This window comes from Flavobacterium flevense (assembly GCF_900142775.1).
GTDB lineage: Bacteria > Bacteroidota > Bacteroidia > Flavobacteriales > Flavobacteriaceae > Flavobacterium > Flavobacterium flevense.
In genome coordinates, this window is sequence record NZ_FRCC01000003.1 from 1 (window position 1) to 26815 (window position 26815).

Annotated in this window: 14 protein-coding genes; 4 read left to right on the forward strand and 10 right to left on the reverse strand. The window is 37.1% G+C overall.

The window, feature by feature from the left end; all coding sequences use genetic code 11:
* The 9 genes from BUB89_RS06125 to BUB89_RS06165 all read right to left on the reverse strand — a co-directional run.
* On the reverse strand, positions 1–670 hold a 670-nt coding region (locus BUB89_RS06125), incomplete at its 3' end, for a PorP/SprF family type IX secretion system membrane protein (protein WP_073243785.1).
* Positions 671–731: 61 nt separating this feature from the next.
* Positions 732–8378, reverse strand: coding sequence for an HYR domain-containing protein (locus BUB89_RS17985; protein ID WP_073243077.1), 7647 nt, complete (start codon positions 8376–8378; stop codon positions 732–734).
* Positions 8379–8869: 491 nt separating this feature from the next.
* A complete protein-coding gene (pheT, locus tag BUB89_RS06135; RefSeq protein ID WP_073243079.1) occupies positions 8870–11290 on the reverse strand; it encodes a phenylalanine--tRNA ligase subunit beta in 2421 nt (806 codons plus the stop codon).
* A 332-nt stretch (positions 11291–11622) separates the two neighbouring features.
* Positions 11623–12486, reverse strand: coding sequence for a bestrophin family protein (locus BUB89_RS06140; protein WP_073243081.1), 864 nt, complete (start codon positions 12484–12486; stop codon positions 11623–11625).
* 115 nt (positions 12487–12601) lie between these two features.
* Entirely contained in the window at positions 12602–13912 is a 1311-nt protein-coding gene (locus tag BUB89_RS06145) for a TolC family protein (RefSeq protein WP_073243083.1), read from the reverse strand.
* A 6-nt stretch (positions 13913–13918) separates the two neighbouring features.
* Positions 13919–17020, reverse strand: coding sequence for an efflux RND transporter permease subunit (locus BUB89_RS06150; RefSeq protein ID WP_073243085.1), 3102 nt, complete (start codon positions 17018–17020; stop codon positions 13919–13921).
* Positions 17021–17130: 110 nt separating this feature from the next.
* A complete protein-coding gene (locus BUB89_RS06155; protein ID WP_073243087.1) occupies positions 17131–18189 on the reverse strand; it encodes an efflux RND transporter periplasmic adaptor subunit in 1059 nt (352 codons plus the stop codon).
* A gap of 230 nt (positions 18190–18419) precedes the next feature.
* Positions 18420–20531 carry an ATP-dependent DNA helicase RecG gene (recG, locus tag BUB89_RS06160; protein WP_073243089.1) on the reverse strand — a complete coding sequence of 704 codons (2112 nt, stop codon included), beginning with the start codon at positions 20529–20531 and terminating at the stop codon, positions 18420–18422.
* 140 nt (positions 20532–20671) lie between these two features.
* A complete protein-coding gene (locus BUB89_RS06165) occupies positions 20672–21133 on the reverse strand; it encodes a cupin domain-containing protein (RefSeq protein WP_073243091.1) in 462 nt (153 codons plus the stop codon).
* A gap of 159 nt (positions 21134–21292) precedes the next feature.
* Between BUB89_RS06165 and nadC the strand changes: the two genes are divergently transcribed.
* The 4 genes from nadC to priA are packed head-to-tail and all read left to right on the forward strand — an operon-like array spanning position 21293 to position 26048.
* Positions 21293–22153, forward strand: a complete 861-nt coding sequence (gene nadC / locus BUB89_RS06170; protein WP_073243093.1) for a carboxylating nicotinate-nucleotide diphosphorylase — start codon at positions 21293–21295, stop codon at positions 22151–22153.
* Between the two features lie 20 nt (positions 22154–22173).
* Positions 22174–23121, forward strand: coding sequence for a YihY/virulence factor BrkB family protein (locus tag BUB89_RS06175; RefSeq protein WP_073243095.1), 948 nt, complete (start codon positions 22174–22176; stop codon positions 23119–23121).
* The gene (locus BUB89_RS06180) at positions 23118–23549 is read left to right on the forward strand and encodes a DUF2147 domain-containing protein (protein WP_073243097.1); all 432 of its coding nucleotides are present in this window, start codon (positions 23118–23120) and stop codon (positions 23547–23549) included. Before BUB89_RS06175 ends, BUB89_RS06180 begins: the two co-directional genes overlap by 4 nt.
* Positions 23550–23594: 45 nt before the next feature.
* On the forward strand, positions 23595–26048 hold the full coding sequence (gene priA / locus BUB89_RS06185; protein WP_073243099.1) for a replication restart helicase PriA: 2454 nt from the start codon (positions 23595–23597) through the stop codon (positions 26046–26048).
* On the opposite strand, the gene BUB89_RS06190 is transcribed toward priA, so the two are convergent.
* The gene (locus tag BUB89_RS06190; RefSeq protein WP_073243101.1) at positions 26045–26740 is read right to left on the reverse strand and encodes a LytR/AlgR family response regulator transcription factor; all 696 of its coding nucleotides are present in this window, start codon (positions 26738–26740) and stop codon (positions 26045–26047) included. The genes priA and BUB89_RS06190 overlap by 4 nt on opposite strands.
* Positions 26741–26815 lie beyond the last annotated feature (75 nt).

Sequence of the window (26815 nt, forward strand, 5' to 3'; positions counted from 1 at the left end):
GTAAAGGAGCACCTTGTACCATTTTAGTGAGTAATGCCGGTTTGAATTTCAGGTTATAATTTAAATCCATTACATAACCCGCAATTAAATAGTAGCTCATTTTTTCTTTGAATACTTTTACATCATTGTCATTGTATCTGTTGGATTCAATAAAATTAGGAATCGAAAGTCCTACATAGGCTTTATCAGAGTGCAGGTAAATACCCGCTCCAATGTTAGGCGAAATTTTGTTACTAAACCCCTGTAATGATGGGTCACCGCCTTGAGCAGGTGTTAGTTTATTGATGTCAATATCAAACAAGTTAACAGTAGCTTTAAGACCAAAGGATAGTTTTACCGTTTCCGAAGTAGGAATGGTGTAGGAGAGGTCAGTAGAGATGGTGTTTTCCTGCATGGGTCCAATTTTATCATTGATAAGAGATACCCCTAAGCCCAATCTACTATTATTAAAAGGAGTGTTGATAGAAACCGCATTGGTTGTAGGTGCCCCGTCTAATCCGACCCATTGGGTACGATGTAAGGCAAATATGCTCATTGCTCCTCTGGATCCGGCATACGCAGGATTTACATTTATAGTGTTGTACATGTACTGAGTAAATTGTGCATCCTGTTGCGCATAACTTCCCAGAGCAGTAAACATCAAGCTGATTAGTAGTAGTTTTGTTTTCATTTGACTTCTTTTTTAGGAACCAGAGATTTATTAGACCTCTGGTATTAGATTTGAGATTTTATTATCTGGTAAGGTATAAATACCCTTGTTCTCTTTTAGGTATGATTTCATCTTGTAAGCCCACGGTAGTGTAGTTCAGTATGTAGAAGTAGGTTCCGGCAGGTAATCCAGCCGATTTGTCTACGGTTACTCTACCTTCAGAAAAGCCTTTGAAAGAGACCTCTTCATTATTGTATCCTTTGGCCTCGTAAACCAATATTCCCCATCTGTTGTAAATCTCTACAGAGTTTTCAGGGTAACAAATGGTGTCATCGATGTTGTCAATCACAAATTTTTCATTGAATGCATCTCCGTTTGGAGTGAAAGCATTGTGAACAAGGATTGTTCCACAACCTAACACGAAGCTTTGATCAATTTTCAGATTGATAACATAGCTTATTGGACAAGTTTCTGTTTCAATATTGTATTGGAAAGTATAATCTCCAGTTGCAGCATTGTTAGGGTCTAAAATACTACCGTTTAACAGGCCTGAGTTATTCACATCGACCCATGTTCCGTTTGATGGAGCATCTTGCGGTAAGTAAGTAGTTAAATCTACAGGAGTTCCATTAATGCTATTGATAAACTCAGGAACTGTAATTGTTGTAACATCTGTAATAATATTTACGTTTACAGTCTGGATATAATCAGCAGTATTGTTACAAGCATCTTTAACATTCCATTTTCTGATAATGGAATAAGAAGTCGAAGAATTGTTAATGATATCCTCAGAATACACCACTATAGGAGCCATTTCAGAGCAACTGTCTGCAAATAGTAATTCCGGTTTTACAGGAACTTCAGCACAAGTGGTATTGATTACTGTTTGAAATGCAGTTGTAGGTGCAGGAGCTGTATTGTCTTCTACATTTATGGTTTGTGACGCAGTTGTTGTATTGCCTCCAGCATCAGTAGCTGTCCATGTTCTGGTTACTGAATAAGTACCTGCACAAGTACCATTTGTTCTGACATCTACAGATGTTAAACTGATAACGGTACAGTTGTCAGTTGCAGTAGGTGTTACAAATACTGGTGAATTTGGACAGTATATTGTTGACGCTGTTGGTAATGTAGATATTACCGGCTTAATATTATCTGTTACGGTTACTGTTTGTGTACAAGTAGCGGTATTTCCGGCGTTGTCTTCGACAGTCCAGGTTACAGTAGTGTTTCCAATAGGGAACAGTGCAGGAGCATCGTTGGTTACGGATTTTACTCCGCAATTATCAGCCGTAGTTGGAGTTCCCAGCGTTACATTGGCCTGAGCCGTAGTACAAGAAGCCGCATCTACATTTACACTCACAGGAGCAGCACAAGTGATTGTTGGAAGGATATTATCTATTACTGTTACTGTTTGCGTACAAGTAGCTTTGTTTCCGGCATTGTCTTCCACAGTCCAGGTTACAGTAGTGTTTCCAATAGGGAACAGTGCAGGAGCATCGTTGGTTACGGATTTTACTCCGCAGTTATCAGCAGTAGTTGGCGTTCCCAGCGTTACATTGGCCTGAGCCGTAGTACAAGAAGCCGCATCCACATTTACACTCACAGCAGCGGCACAAGTGATGGTTGGATTGATGTTATCGGTTACTGTTACAATTTGAGTACAAGTAGCGGTATTTCCGGCATTGTCTTCCACAGTCCATGTTACGGTGGTGTTTCCAATAGGGAACAGTGCAGGAGCATCGTTCGTTACGGATTTTACTCCACAATTATCAGCCGTAGTTGGAGTTCCCAGCGTTACATTAGCTAAAGCAGTAGTACAGGAAGCCGCATCTACATTAACGCTCACAGCAGCAGCACAAGTGATTGTTGGATTGATATTATCGGTTACTGTTACAATTTGAGTACAAGTAGCGGTATTTCCGGCGTTGTCTTCCACAGTCCATGTTACGGTGGTATCACCGATAGGGAACAATGCAGGAGCATCGTTCGTTACGGATTTTACTCCACAATTATCAGCCGTAGTTGGAGTTCCCAGCGTTACATTGGCCTGAGCCGTAGTACAAGAAGCCGCATCCACATTTACACTCACAGCAGCGGCACAAGTGATGGTTGGATTGATGTTATCGGTTACTGTTACAATTTGAGTACAAGTAGCGGTATTTCCGGCATTGTCTTCCACAGTCCAGGTTACGGTAGTATCACCGATAGGGAACAGTGCAGGAGCATCGTTCGTTACGGATTTTACTCCGCAGTTATCAGCCGTAGTAGGTGTTCCCAGCGTTACATTGGCCTGAGCCGTAGTACAGGAAGCCGCATCCACATTTACACTCACAGGAGCAGCACAAGTGATTGTTGGAAGGATATTATCGGTTACCGTTACTATTTGAGTACAAGTAGCGGTATTTCCGGCGTTGTCTTCCACAGTCCAGGTTACGGTAGTATCACCGATAGGGAATAGAGCAGGAGCATCGTTGGTTACGGATTTTACTCCACAGTTATCAGCCGTAGTTGGCGTTCCCAGCGTTACATTGGCCTTAGCCGTAGTACAGGAAGCCGCATCTACATTTACACTCACAGCAGCAGCACAAGTGATTGTTGGATTGATATTATCGGTTACTGTTACGATTTGTGTACAAGTAGCGGTATTTCCGGCCTTATCAGTTACAGTCCATGTTACAGTTGTGTTTCCGATAGGGAACACAGCAGGAGCATCATTAGTTACAGAATCTACCTGACAGTTATCAGCCGTAGTTGGCGTTCCCAGCGTTACATTGGCTAAAGCTGTGGTACAAGAAGCCGTATCTACATTAACGCTCACAGGAGCCGCACAAGTAATGGTTGGATTGATATTATCGGTTACTGTTACAATTTGAGTACAAGTAGCGGTATTTCCGGCATTGTCTTCGACAGTCCAGGTTACAGTAGTGTCACCGATAGGGAACAGTGCAGGAGCATCGTTCGTTACAGATTTTACTCCGCAGTTATCAGCAGTAGTTGGTGTTCCCAGTGTTACATTGGCCTGAGCCGTAGTACATGAAGCCATATCAACATTAACGCTCACAGGAGCCGCACAAGTAATGGTTGGAAGGATATTATCGGTTACTGTTACTGTTTGCGTACAAGTAGCGGTATTTCCGGCATTGTCTTCCACAGTCCATGTTACGGTGGTGTTTCCGATAGGGAACAATGCAGGAGCATCGTTCGTTACGGATTTTACTCCACAATTATCAGCCGTAGTTGGAGTTCCCAACGTTACATTCGCCTGAGCCGTAGTACAGGAAGCCGCATCCACATTTACACTCACAGGAGCAGCACAAGTGATTGTTGGAAGGATATTATCGGTTACCGTTACTATTTGAGTACAAGTAGCGGTATTTCCAGTGTTGTCTTCTACAGTCCATGTTACGGTGGTGTTTCCGATAGGGAACAATGCAGGAGCATCGTTCGTTACGGATTTTACTCCACAATTATCAGTCGTAGTTGGAGTTCCCAGCGTTACATTAGCTAAAGCCGTAGTACAGGAAGCCGCATCTACATTTACACTCACAGGAGCAGCACAAGTGATTGTTGGAAGGATATTATCGGTTACTGTTATAATTTGAGTACAAGTAGCGGTATTTCCGGCATTGTCTTCCACAGTCCAGGTTACGGTAGTCTCTCCGATAGGGAATAGAGCAGGAGCATCGTTGGTTACTGATTTTACTCCACAGTTATCAGCCGTAGTAGGAGTTCCAAGGGTTACATTAGCTAAAGCTGTGGTACAAGCCGCAGTATCAGTAAATACGCTCACAGCAGCAGCACAAGTAATGGTTGGCTTAATATTATCTATTACTGTTACTATTTGCGTACAAGTAGCGGTATTTCCGGCATTGTCTTCTACAGTCCAGGTTACAGTTGTGTTTCCGCTAGGGAATACCGAAGGAGCATCATTAGTTACGGATTTCACGCCGCAGTTATCTGTAGTAGTTGGAGTTCCAAGAGTTACATTAGCTAAAGCTGTGGTACAAGCCGCAGTATCAGCATTAACGCTCACAGGAGCAGGACATATAATCACTGGTTTTTCATTATCTAAAACCGTTACCGTTTGTTTACAGCCAGCAGAATCATTCCCGGCAGCATCCGTAGCAGTCCATGTTATAGTGGTTACCCCTACAGGATAATTAGCAGATAAAGCCAATGCATCAGAGCGTACCCCGGTAAAAGTGAAAGTAGTAGAACAGTTATCCGTAGCTGTTGGGTTTACGATAGTAACCGCAGCAGCACACATTCCAGCATCTACATTAACGTTCACAGGAGCAGGACATATAATCACCGGTTTTTCATTATCCAAAACCGTCACCGTTTGGTTACAGCTTAGAGAAACATTCCCGGCAGCATCCGTAGCAGTCCATGTTATAGTGGTTACTCCTACAGGATAATTAGCAGATAAAGCCAATGCATCAGAGCGTACCCCGGTAAAAGTGAAAGTAGTAGAACAGTTATCCGTAGCTGTTGGGTTTACGATAGTAACCGCAGCAGCACACATTCCAGCACCTGCATTAACGCTCACAGGAGCAGGACATATAATTACCGGTTTTTCATTATCCAAAACCGTCACCGTTTGTGTACAGCTTAGAGAATCATTCCCGGCAGCATCCGTAGCAGTCCATGTTATAGTGGTTACTCCTACAGGATAATTAGCAGATAAAGCCAATGCATCAGAGCGTACCCCGGTAAAAGTAAATGTAGTAGAACAATTATCCGTAGCGGTTGGGTTTATAATAGATACCGCAGCAGCACAAATTCCAGCATCTGCATTAACGCTCACAGGAGCAGGACACATAATTACTGGTTTTTCATTATCTAAAACCGTTACCGTTTGTGTACAGCTTAGAGAATCATTCCCGGCAGCATCGGTAGCAGTCCATGTTATAGTGGTTACTCCTACAGGATAATTATCAGATAAAGCCAACGCATCGGAGCGTACCCCGGTAAAAGTAAATGTAGTAGAACAATTATCCGTAGCGGTTGGGTTTATAATAGATACCGCAGCAGCACAAATTCCAGCATCTACATTAACGCTCACAGGAGCAGGACATATAATTACCGGTTTTTCATTATCTAAAACCGTTACCGTTTGTGTACAGCCAGCAGAATCATTCCCGGCAGCATCCGTAGCAGTCCATGTTATAGTAGTTACCCCTACAGGATAATTAGCAGATAAAGCCAATGCATCAGAGCGTACCCCGGTAAAAGTAAATGTAGTGGAACAATTATCCGTAGCTGTTGGGTTTACGATAGATACCGCAGCAGCACAAATTCCAGCATCTGCATTAACGCTCACAGGAGCAGGACATATAATCACTGGTTTTTCATTATCTAAAACCGTTACCGTTTGTGTACAGCCAGCAGAATCATTCCCTGCAGCATCGGTAGCTGTCCATGTTATAGTGGTTACCCCTACAGGATAATTAGCAGATAAAGCCAACGCATCGGAGCGTACCCCGGTAAAAGTAAATGTAGTAGAACAGTTATCCGTAGCTGTTGGGTTTACGATAGTAACCGCAGCAGCACACATTCCAGCATCTGCATTAACGCTCACAGGAGCAGGACATATAATTACTGGTTTTTCATTATCTAAAACCGTCACCGTTTGTGTACAGCCAGCAGAATCATTCCCGGCAGCATCGGTAGCAGTCCATGTTATAGTTGTTACTCCTACAGGATAATTAGCAGATAAAGCCAACGCATCGGAGCGTACCCCTGTAAAAGTGAATGTAGTAGAACAATTATCCGTAGCTGTTGGGTTTGCGATAGTTACCGCAGCAGCACACATTCCAGCATCTGCATTAACGCTCACAGGAGCAGGACATATAATTACTGGTTTTTCATTATCTAAAACCGTCACCGTTTGTGTACAGCCAGCAGAATCATTCCCGGCAGCATCGGTAGCAGTCCATGTTATAGTGGTTACCCCTACAGGATAATTAGCAGATAAAGCCAATGCATCAGAGCGTACCCCGGTAAAAGTGAATGTAGTAGAACAATTATCCGTAGCTGTTGGGTTTACGATAGTAACCGCAGCAGCACAAATTCCAGCATCTACATTAACGCTCACAGGAGCAGGACATATAATTACCGGTTTTTCATTATCTAAAACCGTCACCGTTTGTGTACAGCTTAGAGAAACATTCCCGGCAGCATCCGTAGCAGTCCATGTTATAGTGGTTACTCCTACAGGATAATTAGCAGATAAAGCCAATGCATCAGAGCGTACCCCGGTAAAAGTAAATGTAGTGGAACAATTATCCGTAGCTGTTGGGTTTACGATAGATACCGCAGCAGCACAAATTCCAGCATCAGCATTAACGCTCACAGGAGCAGGACATATAATCACTGGTTTTTCATTATCTAAAACCGTCACCGTTTGTGTACAGCCAGCAGAATCATTCCCGGCAGCATCCGTAGCAGTCCATGTTATAGTTGTTACTCCTACAGGATAATTAGCAGATAAAGCCAATGCATCAGAGCGTACCCCGGTAAAAGTAAATGTAGTAGAACAATTATCTGTAGCGGTTGGGTTTACAATAGTAACCGCAGCAGCACAAATTCCAGCATCAGTATTTACATTAATATTAGTTGGGCAAGTGATTGTTGGAGGCGTTAAATCTTTAGCAGAAATGACTTTAGTAATTGTATTGGTATTACAAGGTGCAATTCCGTTTGGGTCAGTTACCGTTAATTGTACTGTATAATCACCATTTGCATTGTAGGTATGAGATGGGTTTTGTAGCGTACTAGTAGCAGAACCATCACCAAAGTCCCATAAATAAGTAGTATTAGCGCTTCCGTTTGTAGCAGTTCCATTAAAGTCAACTACATTATTACACGTTCCAGGGAAATTATTAGTTATGCCTGCTACCACAGCATTTCTAAATACAATTGTAATATTTCTGTGAACGGTTACAATTGTGGTTAAACATGTAGAGCTTAAAGGAACCTGTACCTGAACATCAAATACATAAGTTCCGGCTGTACTAACATTAACAGTGGTAATATCTGCATTGTCAGGGGTAAATGTAGCAGTGCCGGGACCACTGATTTTTGTCCATAAAAATGTTGGAGTACCATATGCGTATCCATTAATAACTACCTGAATATTTAAAGGACCTAAACAAACTTCATTTCCTGAACCACTAATTACATTAAAGCTTGGATCTATTTGAATCGTACCTCCATTTTCAATTAAAGTAGAGAATAATACACATACGTTTCCTTGTCCTGTACAAGCTGAATAATCGACGTTTCCTATTTTTATTTTTTCAGTGTTATTACAAGGATGAGTATCAAAAGTACCGATTGCATCAGTTTGATTATTACTCACTGTTAAATCTTCAATTACAATGGCCGAATTTGTAGCAAGCGTTAATGTGACACTATTTTGACTCCATAAAATATGACCACCATCTTTTATTACTATTCGGTCTATCGTAGATGGAATAGTAATACTGGTATCCATATCTATCGTTATTCCGCTTGGAATGGTGATTGTTCCACTACAAGTATTAGCAAATGCTAAAAATTGTGTTGCATTCATGTTGTTAGGTACCGTACAATCTGCTTTCGCCTGAAATATTCCTAAAAATAAAAATGCAAAAATCAGTATTTGCGATTTAAAATTGATTTTTTTATGGAATAGAAGCAATTCTAAACTATTATAAAACCTAAAAAAAGTAATTTTTTTCATAATATTTATTATTTAAATAAAACAGCAATGAATTTGTTAGAACAGGGAGTTCCCTATATTATTACCAATATAAAATCAGTAATTGTTAAATATTTACATTACAACCTGAGTAGGTACAAACAGTAATTAGTATTACACTAACTGTTGGGGTCTTGAAAAAGCTGTTTATTGTAGGGAAATGAACAAGCCGAATATTTTAGATAAGAAGAGTATTTTTTGTTTTCATAAATAATCACGTTTTAGATATATAGTTGGAGCTTAGTGCATTCCTTTTATGAAAAAAATAGGCTAGCCTAATAATTTAATGCTAATCTACAGATAATAAAATTCTGTAATAAATTTTCTCTTCAAACAACCCAAATAACCGTTTAAAGTAATTTTTAACGGAGTGAAGAGCTTATAAATCAGGTATGTATTTGGTTACAGAATATGAAAAACAAAAAAACCTCGAAGTTAATTCGAGGTTTTTGATTTTTTTTTGGTTGAATTTTTTATCTTAAACTTGCTCCAAGTTCTGTTTCAAAATTCTTCTGTAATTTACCCATGATTTTATCAATTTGAGCATCCGTAAGTGTTTTGGAATCATCCTGAAGGATAAAACTTAAAGCGTATGATTTTTTGCCTTCAGGCAAATTGTTACCTTCGTAAACATCAAACAGATTGATGTCTTTCAACAAGCTTTTTTCTGTTTGTCTCGCAATAGCATAAATACTATCGTAACTTATATTTTGATCGATAAGCAACGCTAAATCTCTTCGTACTTCCGGATATTTTGTAATTTCACTGTACTTGATTTTGTTTGGGATTGTTTTTAAAACAGTTTCCCAGTTAAAATCAGCATAAAAAACCTCTTGTTTGATTCCGAAGTGCTTTAGGATTGATTTTTTTACAACACCAAATTCTACTAAAATATTATGACCGGTACCAATAGCAATTCCTTCTGAGAAAACATCCGATTTTACAGGACTGTTTTGTGTTTTCTGGATTCCTAATCGCAATAATATCGCATCAATATATCCTTTGAACAAAAAGAAATCAGATGGTTTTTGAGGATTTGTCCAGTTTTCCTGATTTTTGTTCCCGGTTAAAAATAAAGTCAGATGTTTTTGTTCTTCATATCCGGAAAGAAATTTATGGTAGGATTTCCCAAATTCAAACAATCTTAAATCGGCATTTTTACGGTTGATATTATAGGCAATAGCTTCTAATCCTGAAAACAATAAGGACTGACGCATAGTAGCTAAATCATTACTCAACGGATTTAACATAGTCACATTATGCTCTTCTTTTAACATCTCAGAAAGCTGAACATAAGAAGCTGTAGTCAATGAATTAGCCATCATTTCATGAAAGCCCTGAGAATTCAATTGACTTCCCACAATATTTTGCAGCTTGTAATCTTCATTTCTGGGTGCATTAAATACCGTAGCACTCAGTTTATTTGAAAAATCAATTTTATTGTAACCATATACTCTTAGGATTTCTTCAATAACATCAATTTCTCGCTGTACATCTACACGGTAAGCAGGTATTGTCAAACCTAATCCGGCATCTGATACACTGTTTACTTTTATGTCTAATGAAACTAAGATTTGTTTGATGGTGTCTTTTGGTATTTTTTGACCAATAATTTTAGTGACTTTATCAAAATTTAAAAAGACGGTGAAATCCTCAATTTTCTTAGTATAAATATCAATAATTTCAGAGGTAATGTTTCCTCCGGCCACTTCCTGAATTAATAAAGCGGCACGTTTTAAGGCATAAGCTGTAATTGTTGGGTCTATTCCTCTTTCAAATCTAAAAGAAGCATCGGTGTTTAACTGATGTCTTTTAGCTGTTTTTCTAATGCTTACAGGATTAAAATAAGCACTTTCTAAGAAAATAGAAGTAGTGTTGTTAGTTACTCCTGAATTTTGTCCTCCAAATACACCTGCAATACACATAGGGCCTTTATCGTCACAAATCATCAGATCTTCTTCGTGTAACGTTCTTTCAACTTCATCCAGAGTGGTGAATTTTGTTCCCGCTTCAACTGTTTTTACATGAATTTTACCATTGATTTTTGCAGCATCAAAAGCATGTAACGGCTGTCCTAAATCATGCAAAACATAATTAGTAACATCCACAATATTATTTTTTGGATTGATTCCAATAGCTTTCAGACGATCCTGCAACCATGCTGGTGAAGGTTTAACCGTAATTCCCGAAATGGTAACACCGCAGTAACGTGGTGCTAAAAGCGGAGCCTCCACTTTAACATCAATTTTTAAAGTGCGCATGTCAACTCTAAAATTACTTACTGATGGGGTAATTAATTCCACACTTACACCATTTTGTAACAATCCGGCTCTTAAGTCTCTGGCTGTACCTAAATGGCTCATAGCATCGGCACGATTTGGCGTTAAGCCTATTTCAAAAACTTCGTCATTTTCTATTTTGAAAACTTTTGCCGCCGGAGTTCCGGGAACCAAATCCGGATCTAACACCATAATTCCCTCATGACTTTCTCCTAAACCTAATTCATCTTCGGCACAAATCATCCCGTGACTTTCCTGTCCGCGTATTTTTCCTTTCTTTATCGTAAACGGATTTCCTTCTTTATCATATAGTACAGTACCAATAGTGGCTACAGGTACTTTTTGACCAGCAGCTACATTAGCAGCACCACATACCACCTGAATAGGAGTTCCTGTGCCAATATCAACAGTTGTTACTTTTAATCTGTCGGCATCCGGATGTTGCTCACATGTAAGCACATGTCCAGCTACAACACCTTCTAATCCGCCTTTTACAGATTGATATTTTTCAACAACTTCTACTTCAAGACCTAAATCAGTCAGTAATGCTGCTGTTTCTTCTGAATTCCAATCGGTTTTAATGAATTGTTTTAACCAGTTGTATGATATTTTCATTTGTAATTTTTAATAAGGTTGCAAATATAAACATTGTCAACCGAGCTTCAAAGTTATTAAAGTCTCTTTTTGTTAATATTATGAATCATTTTAGGAGTACGGCATTTGTTTTTTTAGGGAAGTATCTCCCTGCCATTCCTTACAAGCTTTAAGGCTTCAGGCTCTTTTTCTAAGAAGCTACAGGAGCTTCCGTTGGTCGCTCTGTAGCTTCATGAAAAAGTAGCCTTCATTCCTTAAAGGCTTTTCACTACTGTCAGGACTAGGAGGGAAGTTTATGTTTTCTTTTTTGAAACCTATCATTTTGTGAAAATCTGCATAATTTGTGGTTAAAACTAAATCAGTTCTTCCACATGTTTTTTAATGTTTTCGGCAATTTTAGAGGTAGGTAAATCATTCGCATCATGCCCAAAAGGTTCTTCAATTTCCTCGGCAATGAGTTCTAAACTCGCCAACACGTAAAAAATAAAAACCACCACCGGAATAACAAAATAACCCAGACTAAAAACATAACCAAAAGGCAGTGTCATCACATAGAAAAAGATAAATTTTTTCAGAAACACACTATAAGAATAGGGGATAGGAGTATTCTTAATCCGTTCGCAGGCACCACATATATCAGTGAACGACTGTATTTCGCTGTTCAGAATAATCAATTGGTCGCCTGTAATTTTTTGATTTTTATAGAGCTCATTAATTCTCATGAACATCATTTTTGCCACCTGATTAGGACGATGATGGTGATGATCAACCGGCAGGATGATATCTTCCGCTAATTGCTTACTTGTTTCTTCATCTTTTAAGTGTTTATTCAAAATGGAAGCATAACCGGGAATGATTTTTCTAAAAAAGGCACGGTCTTTTTCATCATCTAAAATAGCATGAAGCTTTAGGGCTAAATTCCGACTATTATTGACCAAAGCTCCCCATAATTTTCGCCCTTCCCACCAGCGGTCATAAGCTGTATTGGTTCTGAAAACTAATAAAAGTGAAATGACAAATCCCAGCATTCCATGCATTATAGAAAGATTTTTTACACGACTATCCTCAGGTAAATCCCAATATTCGAGTTCGAGATAAGCTACAGCCGCTGAATAAAATCCGATTAACAGAATTAAAGGGAATAATTTTCGAAAAGTATCAGCTTTGTGAAAACGGAATAAGAATGTAATCCATTCTTTTGGGTTGTATGAAATCATAGTAGTTAATTTAGCGTAAATTTAATTTTTTTATTGGTTCATAAAAAAAAATAAACCTCAAAAGCGACTTTGAGTAAGAAGCATTTTGAGGTTTGATTTACTGTATATAATAATTTTAATAATCCAGTTTTCCGGATAATTCTTTCAAAGCAATTTCGGATAATTTGGCCTGAAACTGGGCATTACTATAGCGAACAGTAGCATTCACAAAGTTCAATTGTGCTGTTCTGAACTCTAAGGTTGTTATAGTCCCAATATGGAATTTATCCAAAGTAATCGCCAGATTTTGTTTGGCAATAGCCTGATTTGTTTTTTCTAATTCTATGAGTTCTAAATTAGTTAAATAGGTTTGATAAGCGGTAGCTAGCTGCGTTTCAATATTCAGGTTTTGCTGTTCAATTTGTAATTTAGCATTATCAATGGCTAAATGGGCTATTTTTTCATTCCGGTGTTGTGCAAAGCCATCAAATAAATTCAGCGAAGCGCTAAAACCATAATTAAATCCTCTTGCTGAAGATTGAGTAGTAAAACCCAAACTCGATTCGGTTTCAGTAAAATTATAGCCTGTATTTACCCTTATTGTAGGGTATCTGGTTGATTTTACTTGTTTTAATTGCAATTCGGCTACTCTTTTATTGATGATTTGGGCTTCCAGTTGCGGATTTTGTTTTTGTGCTAAATTATTCAGTTCTGCTAATTCCAGTTTTGTATCTACTTTAAAAACATCAGTTACTTTAAAATCTATTTTAGTATCCCGGGCCAGAATTTGGTTCAGCAAAATTTTAGTATTAGTAAAAAGTTCTTTTTGTTTAAGCAAGGTAACTTTATCTGTATTTAAATCTACCTGAGCATTCAGAACTTCTAATTTGGAAGCTTTTCCAATACTAAAACGATTTTGCGCTAAATCGAGTCTTTGATTAGAAATGACCAGTGTAGAATCTAAAGCTGATAATTGTTGCTGTTGTTGTACCAAGTCATAATAAGTGGCGTAAACATCAGCAATTTTAGTCAATATACTTAGTTTTAACTGAGATTCTCCCAGTTTTTGAAGTTCTTCAAGTTGCTCTTTTTTAGCAAACATACTCATACCGTCAAAAATAGTCCAACCTAGACCCACACCATAATTCAGGCTGTTACTCTTCGCATTATCAAGGCTGTTTTCTGTTCCGTCCAAACGGATTTGAGACAGATTCTGGATATTGTTATTATCCGTTACAGTAGCGGTTAGCGTAGGAAGCATTCCTGCATTTCCAATAGTATTATTAGTTTGACTGGCTTTTAAATCATTAGAGGCAATTTTAATTTCGTAATTGTTGTCTAATGCTGTTTTTAGCGCTTCTTCAATCGATAAGGTTTGTTGTGCCTGCAGCGATGTTGCTGAAAGAAGTACTAAAACGAGTAACTGATAGCTGTTTTTTAACTTCATATCTGTTTAGTGCTTTTTAGTTTCTTGTTCATATTCATCAATATGATCAAATTCCGGATAATGTTTTCTGGCTTTAGACCACATCAAATAGATAGCCGGAATCACAAAAAGAGTTAGTGCCAGAGAGAAAATAGTTCCGCCCACAATTACAACTCCCATCCCGATTCTACTGGTAGAAGCAGCTCCAAGTGACATCGCAATGGGCAAAGCTCCTAAAGCAATGGCTAAACTGGTCATCAGGATTGGTCGCAAACGCGATTCTGAAGCTTCCATAATGGCCTCGTATTTTGATTTTCCCTGTTCGCGCAATTGATTGGCAAATTCGACAATTAAAATTCCGTTTTTGGTTACCAGACCAATTAACATTACGGTTCCAATCTGGCTGAAAATATTCCAACTCTGATCAAATAACCACAACGAAAATAAAGCTCCTGCAACTGCCATTGGTACTGTTAAAATTATAATTAACGGGTCAATAAAACTTTCAAATTGGGCTGCTAAAATTAAAAATATTAATAGTAAAGCCAATCCAAAAGCGAAAGAAGTATTCGAGCTACTTTCAACAAAATCTCTCGATTCTCCACCTAAATCGGTTGTAAAAGTATCGTCTAAGACTTTAGCTTTTATTTGATTCATCGCTTCGATACCATCCCCAATACTTTTGCCCGGTGCAAGACCTGCAGAAACCGTAGCCGACATATAGCGGTTATTATGGTACAATTGTGGCGGATTGCTTTGCTCTTCCACATTCACAACATTATCCATCTGAATCAGTTCGCCTTTGTTGTTTTTGACAAACATAGAAGTTAAATCCAATGGTTTGGAACGATCTTGCTGATCAAACTGACCTATTACCTGATATTGTTTTCCGTTTTTAATAAAATATCCAAAACGCTGACCACTTAACGAAAGCTGCAAGGTTTGGGCGATATCAACAATCGAGATTCCTAAACTCTCGGCTTTTGCACGATCAATGGATACATTGAGTTCGGGTTTATTAAATTTTAAATTCACATCGGTAATCGAGAAAACATCGCTTTTGCCCACTTCCTCCATAAACAATGGAATTTTTTCACGGAGTTTTTCAAAAGTAGGTGCCTGAATAATATACTGGATAGGCAATCCTCCACGTCTGTTGACTGAAATGGTAGGCTGTTGAATGACAGATATTTTAGCATCCGGATATTTTTTAGTCCATTGTGATAATTTATCGGCAATATCTTTTTGAGACCTTTCTCTTTCTTCGGGACTTATTAATGAAAGTCTGATAAAACCGGAATTAGATGCCGCACCTCCTGAATTAGGAGCTGTAAGTACCAGACTCACTTTTTTCTCAGGAATAGAATCATCTACCAGTTGTGAAATCTCCTGCATGAAACGATTAGTGTATTCATAAGTAGAGCCTTCCGGAGTTGTCATACGCATTACTACGGAGCTACGATCGTCATAAGGAGCTGTTTCCTTAGGAAGTATGGTAAAGAATAAATAAATAATTCCGAAACAGGCAATTAAAATGGGGAAACTAATCCATTTTTTGTTCATAAAACCCGACAGAGATTCGGCATAACCGCTGTTTAATTTTTCGAAAAAAGGCTCTGTTTTAAGGTAGAATTTTGATTTTTTTTGTTCGCCGCCTTTCATTAAATAGGCATTCAGCATAGGGGTTAAAGTCAGCGATACAAATGCCGAAATTAAAACTGCTGACCCAATGACCACACCAAATTCCCGGAAGAGGCGACCTACAAATCCTTCCAGAAAGATTACCGGTAAAAATACCGCTGCCAAGGTTACTGAAATCGAAATTACAGCATAGAAAATTTCGTTAGAACCTTTTATAGCCGCTTCAATGGGTGACATTCCTTCTTCTACTTTTTTGAAAATATTTTCAGTAACCACAATTCCGTCATCCACTACCAGACCGGTTGCTAAAACAATCGCTAAAAGTGTTAAAACGTTAATAGAGAATCCTAAAAGCCACATGATAAAAAACGTAGCAATTAATGAAACCGGGATGTCAATTAAAGGTCGGAAAGCAATTGCCCAGTCTCTGAAAAACAAATAAATGATAATGATTACTAAAACAATCGAAATCCCTAAAGTTTCGGCTACTTCCAATACTGATTTTTTTACAAAAGCGGTATTGTCTAATGCGATATTCAGTTTGATGTCTTTTGGTAAATCTTTTTGTAAGGCTTCGTATTTTTTATAAAATTCCTCTGAAATATCTAAATAATTAGCACCGGGCATTGGAACTATTGCCATACCAATCAATGGAAGTCCTGATGATGTTAATCCGCTTTCGATATTTTCAGGACCTAATTCTGCTGTTCCAATATCGCTAAAACGAACAATTTTATCTCCGTCAGTACGGATGATAATATTATTGAATTCTTCTGCTTTGGATAAATTCCCAATGGTTTTTACGGTAAGTTCAGTGTTTTTACCTGTGAGTTTTCCGGATGGTAATTCCACATTCTGAGCATTTAAAGCATCCCGAACTTCGGAAACCGTACAACCGTAAGCGGCTAATTTTACTGGATCAATCCATAAACGCATGGCATAGCGTTTTTGTCCCCAAATTTGAACAGCACTAACACCCGGAATGGTTTCTAAGCGTTGCGAAATGACATTTTCGGCATAATCACTTAATTCTAATTGGTTACGGCTGTCACTTTGAAGTGTCATCGAAATAATAGATTCGCTATCAGCATCTGCCTTAGAAACTACCGGAGGAGCGTCAATATCTTTAGGTAGATTTCGAACTGCCTGTGAAACTTTGTCACGGACATCATTTGCTGCATCTTCTAAATTTTTATCCAGATTAAATTCGATGGTAATATTACTGTTGCCCTGATTGCTCGAAGAAGTGATATTCCGAATCCCGTCAATAGCATTGACCGCTTTTTCCAGCGGTTCGGTAATTTGTGATTCGATAATATCCGAATTGGCTCCTGTGTAAGATGTTCTGATCGAAACCTGAGCAGGATCAATGGAAGGGAATTCCCTGACTCCTAAAAAAGTATAGCCCAGAAAACCGAATAATATGATTAAAAGATTCAGTACTATGGTTAATACAGGCCTTTTTATACTTGTAGTTGATAAACTCATTGAGATTACAGATTTTAGATTTTAGACTTCAGATTTACTTTGTCAGTTTGCTATCGCTCGGGTTAGATTTTTTATTACTACTTAATAGTCCAATCTTGGTATTTTAAAACCTATTTTACTTTTACTTTCACCGGAGTACCATCTTTTAATGACATTACACCGCTTGTAAGTACTGTATCTCCTGCTTTTAATCCTGATAGAATTAAAATATCAGCAGCTGTTCTTGTGGTTGCTTCCACCATCACTTCTTTGGCTTTTCCCATATTCGAAATATAAACTTTTTTACCCTCCTGAACAGGAACAATGGCTTGTGAAGGAACTACAATGGCATCTTTGATAATGGCTAAAGGTAATTTTACATCAGCAAAAGTTCCGGGAAAAAGTTTTCCATCAGTATTATCAGCAATCGCTCTAATTTGCAATGTGCGGGTTGCTATTTCTACCTCTGGCTCAACAGCATAAATGGTAGCTTTGTACACTTTATCAGAACCTGAAACTGTAAAATCAATAACAGCATTAGACTGCACTTGAGAAGCATATTTTTCAGGGATAGAAAAAGTGATTTTTAATTTAGCTGTGTTAACTAATTTTGCCACTAAAATAGCTGGAGTAATATAAGTTCCTACCGAGATGGAGCGTAAACCTATTTTTCCCGAAAATGGCGCTCTGACAACGGTTTTAGCTAATTGGGCTTTTATTAATTGGCTTTGTGCCTTTGCAGAATCATATTCGGCTCTGGCAACATCGTATTCTTCCTGACTTATGGCTTCTTTTTGCAATAAAAGTTTGGCTCTTCTTTCATTTTCAGCAGCTAAAGTTTCTTTGGTGGTCGTCTGGCTTAACTGTGCTCTTAATTCAGCATCATTTACTTTAAACAACAATTGTCCTTTGTTTACCTGGCTTCCTTCCTTAAAATTGATGCTTTCTACAATTCCGGATACTTCCGATCGAATTTCCACTTGCTCATTCGCTTCAATAGAACCTGATAAAGAAAGATTGTTATCAAAAGTTTGTGGTTGCACAACAATCCCTTCAACATTCACCGGACCTTTAGTATTTGATTTGATTTTAGAATTTTCCGAATCATTTTTATTTTCCATAACCCGGTAGGTCACAAATGAGCCCAATCCTATGATTAATAAAATGTAGATTAAGTTTCTTATTTTCATATAAAAGATTTGTTTAAGATAGTCGCCATTCTAATTTTTTGCAAGTTAATTTTTATTTAATTGCGGTAAATGAAAATAGTTGAATTAAATACAATTTTAACAGCAGTAAATAGGTTGCTGCTGTTTACCAATAGCTGGTTTGACTTGTTTTTTGCAAAAAGGTTTAGTGGGTTTGATAAAAAAAACAAAAAGTAAAAATAACAGAAAATACTATTTTTAAAAGTAGCGTTCTAACTAATGTAATTCCAGATATTTTTTTTCTTAGTCAGTTCCAGATAAACAGCTTTTAAGGTAGCATGTTCCGGTTTTTGTAACGGAGCATCTTCAGAAAGTATTTTTATGGCATGTGCTCTGGCCAGAGACAGAATTTCCCTGTCTTTAACAATATCGGCTATTTGAAGATTTAGTACACCACTTTGCTGGGTTCCCATTAGATTTCCGGGACCACGTAATTTTAAATCTACTTCTGAAATTTCAAAACCGTCATTAGTCCGGACCATTGTTTCCATTCGGGTTTTGCTGTCGGCACTTAATTTATGGCTGGTCATCAGGATACAATAACTCTGATCGGCACCACGACCTACACGACCACGCAACTGATGCAATTGTGAAAGTCCAAAACGTTCGGCACTTTCGATAATCATTACCGATGCATTAGGAACATTTACACCTACTTCAATCACGGTTGTGGCTACCATAATATTCGTTTTACCTTCTGCAAATCGCTTCATTTCGGCATCTTTATCGGCTGGTTTCATCTTACCATGTACAATAGAAATAGCGTATTTCGGTAAGGGAAAATCTCTTGAAATACTTTCGTAGCCATCCATTAAATCTTTATAATCCATTTTTTCCGATTCCTGAATCAACGGATAGACAATATAAATTTGGCGACCAATAGCAATTTCGTCCCGGATAAATTTCCAGACTTTTAACCGGTTACTGTCATACCGATGAACAGTCTGAATGGGTTTTCGTCCCGGAGGCAATTCGTCAATTACAGAAATGTCTAAATCACCATACAAACTCATCGCTAATGTCCGCGGAATAGGAGTGGCGGTCATCACTAAAATATGTGGCGGAATATGGTTTTTCTTCCACAATTTAGAACGCTGTTCTACCCCAAAACGATGTTGCTCATCTATGATGGCCAAACCTAAATTTTGAAATTTCACCTTGTCTTCCAGCAAGGCATGAGTTCCTATAAGAATTTGTAAAGTCCCGTTTTCCAGTGCTTCGTGGATAATTCTTCTTTCGGAAGTTTTAGTAGAGCCTGTGAGTATTTTAATGTTTATATTCAGCTTGTTAGCTAATTCTGAAAGTCCTGTAAAATGTTGATTTGCTAATATTTCTGTAGGTGCCATTAAGCAAGCCTGAAAGCCATTATCCATAGCTAAAAGCATACTCATAAAAGCGACAATCGTTTTTCCTGAGCCTACATCGCCTTGCAGCAAACGATTCATCTGGGCGTTGCTTCCCATGTCTGTTCTTATTTCTTTAATAACCCTTTTTTGAGCATTAGTAAGTTCAAACGGAAGATGGTTTTGGTAAAATTCATTGAAAAATTCGCCTACTTTAGTAAAAGGATGTCCTTTAATTTTATGTTTCTGAATCAGGTTTTTCATAATCAGCTGGATCTGAATGAAAAACAATTCTTCAAATTTTAATCGGAATTGGGCTTTCGCCAAAGCTTCGGCACTTTTTGGAAAATGAATATTGAATAAAGCGGCATTCTTCGGAATTAACTTTAAGTTCTGGATTAAGTAATCAGGTAAAGTTTCTGAAAATAAAGCCTGTGTTTCTAAAAACAGCTGCTGCATCATTTTACTAACCGAGCGGTTTGAAATCCCTCTGTTAGTTAGTGTTTCTGTCGAAGGATAAACGGGCTGCATGGCTGATCGCAAACTTTGTTGATGCTCGCTCCACAATTCAATTTCAGGATGTGCCATGTTGTACATGCCATTAAACGACGTGCATTTTCCAAAAATAACAATCGCTTCGTTTAGTTTCAAAGATTCCCGGACCCATTTGTGTCCCTGAAACCAGACCAGTTCCATTTGTCCGGTGTCATCTATAAATGTGGCTACGAGACGTTTTCTGCCTTTGGCAAATTCGACAGTTTTAACATTGATAATTTTTCCAATAATCTGAACCTCGGCAACATTGTTTTGTAACTCGTTAATCTTATAATAACGGGTTCGGTCAATGTAGCGATTTGGATAAAAATTAAGTAAATCCCCGTATTTATGAATTCCTAATTCCTTACGTAACAATTCCCCTCTGCTGGGACCAACGCCTTTTAAGTATTCGATAGGAGTAAGCAGGAGATTATTAGAAGACATGAATTGATTTTAGAATTTAGATTGCAGATTTAACCAAAGATAATTTAGACCAATCTTTAAATTATTCAATCTTTAAATTGAAAGACGAAGATAGTTTTTAATTGGGAATTTAAAAAATGGAGATTTCTAAAATGATTGTCTTATTTTGGATTATTGGTAGTGATAACAAAAACAATTAAAACTTCATCGGTAGTATTGATGAGCGAATGAAACCCGATGCCACTCATGGCGGTGATGCTTCCTTTTTTAAGTGTTTTTTTTCGAATAATACCTTCTTTTTTGGTCATTTCTGTATATTCGCCTTCTCCGTGCATGACAATATAAAGTTCTTCTTCGTTTCGCGAACCATGGGTATGAAAACCGGCTTCATCGCCTTTGTTAATGAGCGCCATATAGGCACCAATGCGGTTATTAGTCAATTCCCCTTCATCAAACATTTGTAATAAATAAACCACTCCGTTTCCTCCATACATAGGATCGCGTTTGTCTACTTTTACAACAGTTCTTTCGGGTTTATTGAATGGTGTGACACTCAGGTCAATGTATTGTGATACTAATTCAAGAATGCGATTATTTTCGTTTTCGGGAGTTTCAGATGCCATTTCGATACAAATTAAAAAGGGTTGTTGGGTTCTTTTTTCAAATATAATATTTAAATCTTTGACAGAATTAGCTTCGGAAAAAATTAAAGTGAAGCAGAAACAAATTTTCTATTCCACAAAATATGTCCTACTTTAGCAAGATATAAATTTTTAGTAAAAATGATTAGCGAAACACAATTTCAAAACGAGTTACAACTATTAATTGCAAATGCGATAAGAGAAGATGTAGGAGATGGAGATCATAGTTCATTAGCCTGTATTCCGGCAGCAGCACAAGGGAAAGCCAAATTACTGGTGAAGGATGAAGGGATAATTGCAGGAGTTGCATTTGCTGAAATGATTTTTAATTATGTGGATGCGGATTTAAAAATAGAAACTTTTATAGAAGATGGTGCAGCTGTAAAATTTGGAGATGTTGTGTTTCATGTATCAGGAAGTTCTCAGTCGATTTTAAAGGCAGAACGGATGGTTTTGAATTCCATGCAACGCATGTCAGCAATTGCGACTAAGACTAATAATTATGTGCAATTGCTCGAAGGTACTAATGCTAAAATTCTGGATACCCGTAAAACAACGCCGGGTTTTCGTGTTGCCGAAAAATGGGCAGTAAAAATAGGCGGTGGAGAAAATCATCGTTTTGCATTGTATGATATGGTGATGCTGAAAGACAATCATATTGATTTTGCCGGCGGAATTACATTGGCTATAGCCAAAACCAAAGAATATTTAAAAGAAAATAATCGCGATTTAAAAATTATTGTTGAAGCAAGAGATTTAGACGAAGTAAAAGAAATTGTAGCTGCCGGTGGAGTTTACAGAATCCTGTTAGATAATTTTGATTATGAAATGACAAGAGAAGCCGTTGCTTTTATAGGTGAGTCCTGTTTAACAGAGTCATCAGGAAATATCAATGAAGAAACCATTCGCCATTATGCTGAATGTGGTGTGAATTATATTTCGTCCGGTGCTTTGACACATTCTGTTTATAATATGGATTTGAGTTTAAAAGCAATTGAATAACTGCTTTAAAAAAGAAATTAATGTCAGTAGAAATAGAAGAAAAACTTCAAAAAATCCCTGTATTACGCAATTTTGTCAATTGGTCTAAGAGAATAAAACTCAATTGGCTGGAAGGATTAGCGTTGTATGATTTATTAGAATTATATATTATTGGAATAACCGAAGGAGCGCTGTCTAACCGGGCGGGAGCAATTGCTTTTAGTTTTTTCATGGCATTATTTCCTTTCGCATTATTTATTTTAAACCTTATTCCTTTTATTCCAATTGAAGGTTTTCAGGATGATTTTATGAAATTTGTTGCTGATGGTGTTCCACCGAATACCTTTTATGCCATAAAAAATATTATTAATGATATTCTTCATAACAGTCATTCCGGTTTATTATCATCAGGATTTTTATTGTCTGTTTTTTTGATGGCTAATGGATTGAATGCGATTTTAGGTGGTTTTGAAAATTCGAAACATGTTTTAGTTAAAAGAGGTTTTTTTCATCAATATTTAGTAGCTGTTGGCTTGTCTTTGTTTTTAGCTGTTTTGTTAATCGTTACTGTTGCTACGATAGTTGTTTTTGAGGTTTTTATTCAGCAGCTTCAAAGCAGGGATTTTTTGAGTGATAAAATTCCGTTGATGGTTATGGGGCGTTATGCTTTTTTGATTTTGATGATTTTAGTAACCTCTTCGATTCTGTTTAAATTTGGTACAAAAAACCAGGAAACCCGATCTTTTATTTCGATAGGTTCTGTTTTTACGACTATTCTTACTATCCTGACATCCTATTTTTTTGGAGTGTGGGTAATTCGTTTTGCAAAATACAATGAATTGTATGGTTCTATCGGGACTTTATTAATTGTGATGTTTTACATCTGGATCAATTGCATGATTTTATTATTGGGTTTTGAACTCAATGAAGTGATTAAAAAGTTGAAAAACAGAAATGAAAAACAGGCAGTAATGGAAAATAAATTATGAAAAAGAATATCACCGTACTTTTGTTATTGGTTAGCAGTATTTTTTATTGCCAGAATACAAGTGTTTTAGGAAAATGGAAGACCATAGATGATAAAACAGGAAAACCGATATCTGTAGTTGAGATTTATGAAAAATCAGGAAAAATTTACGGAAAAGTAAATGAGATTTTTGACACAACTTATAGAAATAACCTTTGTAAGGCTTGTACAGGAGAGGATGCTGATAAGCCTATTCTGGGTATGGTGGTAATAAAGGGATTGAGTAAAGAAGGTACAGAATATGGTTCAGGTAAGATATTAGATCCTAAAAACGGAAAGTTATACCAATGTTATATTACGCTTGTTAATGCTGATAAGTTAAAAGTTCGAGGTTATATTGGGATTTCATTATTAGGGCGAACACAGTACTGGCATAGAATTAAAAAATAATTTTTTCATTTTCCCTTCTTTATATTAATTTCTACTTACCGTTATATGTATTTTGTTGAAGTAATTTTACCATTGGCTCTGGCCAAAACCTTTACCTATAGTGTTTCTGAGGCTGAATATAATTATATTCAAAAAGGGATGCGAATAGCGGTTCCATTTGGTAAAAGTAAAATTTACACCGCTTTAGCTATTGATTTGCATCAAAACAAGCCAACATTATATGAAGCAAAAGAAATCCATCAGATTTTAGACGAAAAACCAATAGTCACTCTTAACCAAATTAAGCACTGGCAGTGGATTGCAGATTATTATATGTGTGCGATAGGCGATGTGTATCGCGGAGCATTGCCCAGCGCTTTATTATTGGAAAATGAAACTTTAATTACACAAAAAAGCGGAGTTTTTGTTGATGAAAGTCAGCTTACCGACGAAGAGTTTTTAATTTATCAGGCTTTACAGCAGCAATCCTCCCTTAAGGTTCAGGATATTATTGGGATTTTGAATAAAAAGAATATTTTTCCAATAATACAAAAACTTATAGATAAAGGGATTTTAGTATTGCAGGACGAGATGCAGGAAAATTACAAACCCAAATTAGTCCGATATATTCGCCTGCATCCTAAATATGATTCCGATCAGGGATTGAATGATTTGCTGGACGTTTTAAAAAATGCCAATAAACAAAAAGAAATTGTATTGACTTATTTTCAGCTAAGTGCCAGTGAAAAGAAACGGCCTATTGCTGTAAAACAATTAGTGGAAGCTTCGGGTGCTACATCGACGGTGGTAAAAGCCTTGATTGATAAAGAAATTTTTGAAGATTATCTGATACAAGAAGATCGTGTTAATTTTACAGGAGAATCTAATTCGGATCAATTGCAATTGAGTGAAGTACAACAAAAAGCTTTTGAAGAAATAAAAACAAATTTACAGGAAAAAGAAGTCTGTTTGCTGCACGGTGTAACTTCGAGTGGAAAAACAGAAATTTATATTAAACTCATAGAAGATTATCTTGTTGAGGAAAAACAGGTTTTGTATTTACTGCCTGAAATAGCATTGACTACCCAGCTGGTAACGCGATTGCAGGCTCATTTTGGAAATAAAGTAGCTGTTTTTCATTCAAAATACAATAATAATGAACGTGTAGAAGTCTGGAGTCAGGTATTGCAAAATTCAGAGAAAGCACAAATAGTAATAGGAGCGAGGTCGGCTTTATTTTTGCCTTTTTCAAACTTAGGTTTTATAATTGTTGATGAGGAACACGAGCAAACTTTTAAGCAAACAGATCCCGCACCCCGATATCATGCCCGTGATGCTTCGATAGTTTTAGCCAGTTTTTTTAAAGCTAAGGTTTTGCTGGGTTCGGCAACGCCCAGTATTGAGTCTTATTACAATTCAGCGACAGCTAAATATGGTTTGGTCGAAATCAGCAAACGATATGGCAATGTGATGATGCCTGAAATTGAATTAGTAGATTTAAAAGACAAGTATTTCCGAAAACGAATGATCGGACATTTTAGTGATGTCTTGATTGATGCCATTGCTACTGCTTTGTCTTTAGGAGAACAGGTGATTTTATTTCAAAACAGAAGAGGATATTCACCGTTGTTAGAATGTATGACTTGTGGTCACGTGCCGCAATGCCAGCAATGCGATGTGAGTTTGACCTATCATAAACATAAAAATCAGTTGCGTTGTCATTATTGTGGTTATTCGATTGCTAAACCGGTTAATTGCCATAGTTGTTCCAGTATTGATTTAACAACTAAGGGTTTTGGTACTGAGCAAATTCAGCAGGAATTAACGCAGTTGTTTCCGGAACGAAAAATTGGGAGGATGGATCAGGATACCACTCGTGGGAAATTTGGTTTCGAAAAAATCATCGATAGTTTTAAGAATCGGGAAATAGATATTATGGTAGGAACGCAAATGCTTGCCAAAGGACTGGATTTTGACAACGTAAGTTTAGTAGGGATTATGAATGCTGATAATATGTTGTATCATCCTGATTTTAGGGCTTTTGAAAGAAGTTTCCAAACGATGACGCAGGTTGCGGGGCGTTCAGGGCGATCAGAAAAGCAGGGGAAAGTAATTATTCAGACGTATAATCCTAACCATAACACCATTCAACAGGTTACTAATAATGATTATGTAGGGATGTACAAGGAACAGCTGTATGACCGTCAAATTTATAAATACCCACCATATTTCAGGATTATTAAACTTACATTGAAACATCGTGATTTTAATAAGTTAAAAGAAGGATCAATGTGGTTGTATCAGGTATTGAGTCAAAACTTAAACATTCCTGTTCTGGGTCCCGAAGAACCGGGGATTAACAGAATAAGGAATGAATATATTCGAACAATAATGATTAAGATTCCGCAAAATCTTTCTGTTATTGGCACAAAAAAAACTATCCAAAAAATATTGAATAGTTTTGATGCTGTGCCACAATACCGAGTGATAAAAGTGGCGCTAAATGTAGATTTTTATTAAGCGAAAGATAATGCTTTAATTAAATCGTCTTTTTTGTTTCGGCTTAACGGAATTTTTGTTGTTCCTATTTCGGCAAACTTGCTGTTAAAACGTTCTACTTTATCAATATTAATAATATAGGACTTGTGAACGCGAACAAATTTCTTGTTAGGCAGGTCGTTTTCAAAAGATTTCATCGTAGAAAGTACCAGATTACTGTCGTCTTCTGTAACTACTCTTACATAATCCCCAAAGGCTTCAATCCATTTGATTCTTGAAGTGTAGATTTTTAATTTTTTCAAATTACTTTTGATAAAAATATGTTCTCCTTCCTCTTCTTTTGTATCTTGCTTAAGTAGGTGTAAGTCGATAGCTCTTTTAACAGAGGTGCTGAAACGATCTAATGCTATAGGTTTTTGCAAATAATCAGTGGCATCATAATCAAATGCTTTCAAAGCATATTCTGCTTTTGAAGTAATAAATATGATTTGTGGTTTCGTTTTTAATCCGTCCAGGAAGTCAAAACCACTAATTACAGGCATTTCTATATCAAGAAATATTAAGTCTACTGCATGAATAGACATACAGCTTTTTGCTTCGATAGCATTAGAAAAATCACCTACTAAATGTAGATTAGGATGATTATTTACTAACTTTGTGATGATCATTCGCTGTATAGAACTATCATCTACTATGACACAGTTAAGTTTCATATTTTTTATATTTTAAGATTTGGCTAAGTAAAAGTATTGTAATTTATTTACAAATGCTAATCTTTATCGGTTTTT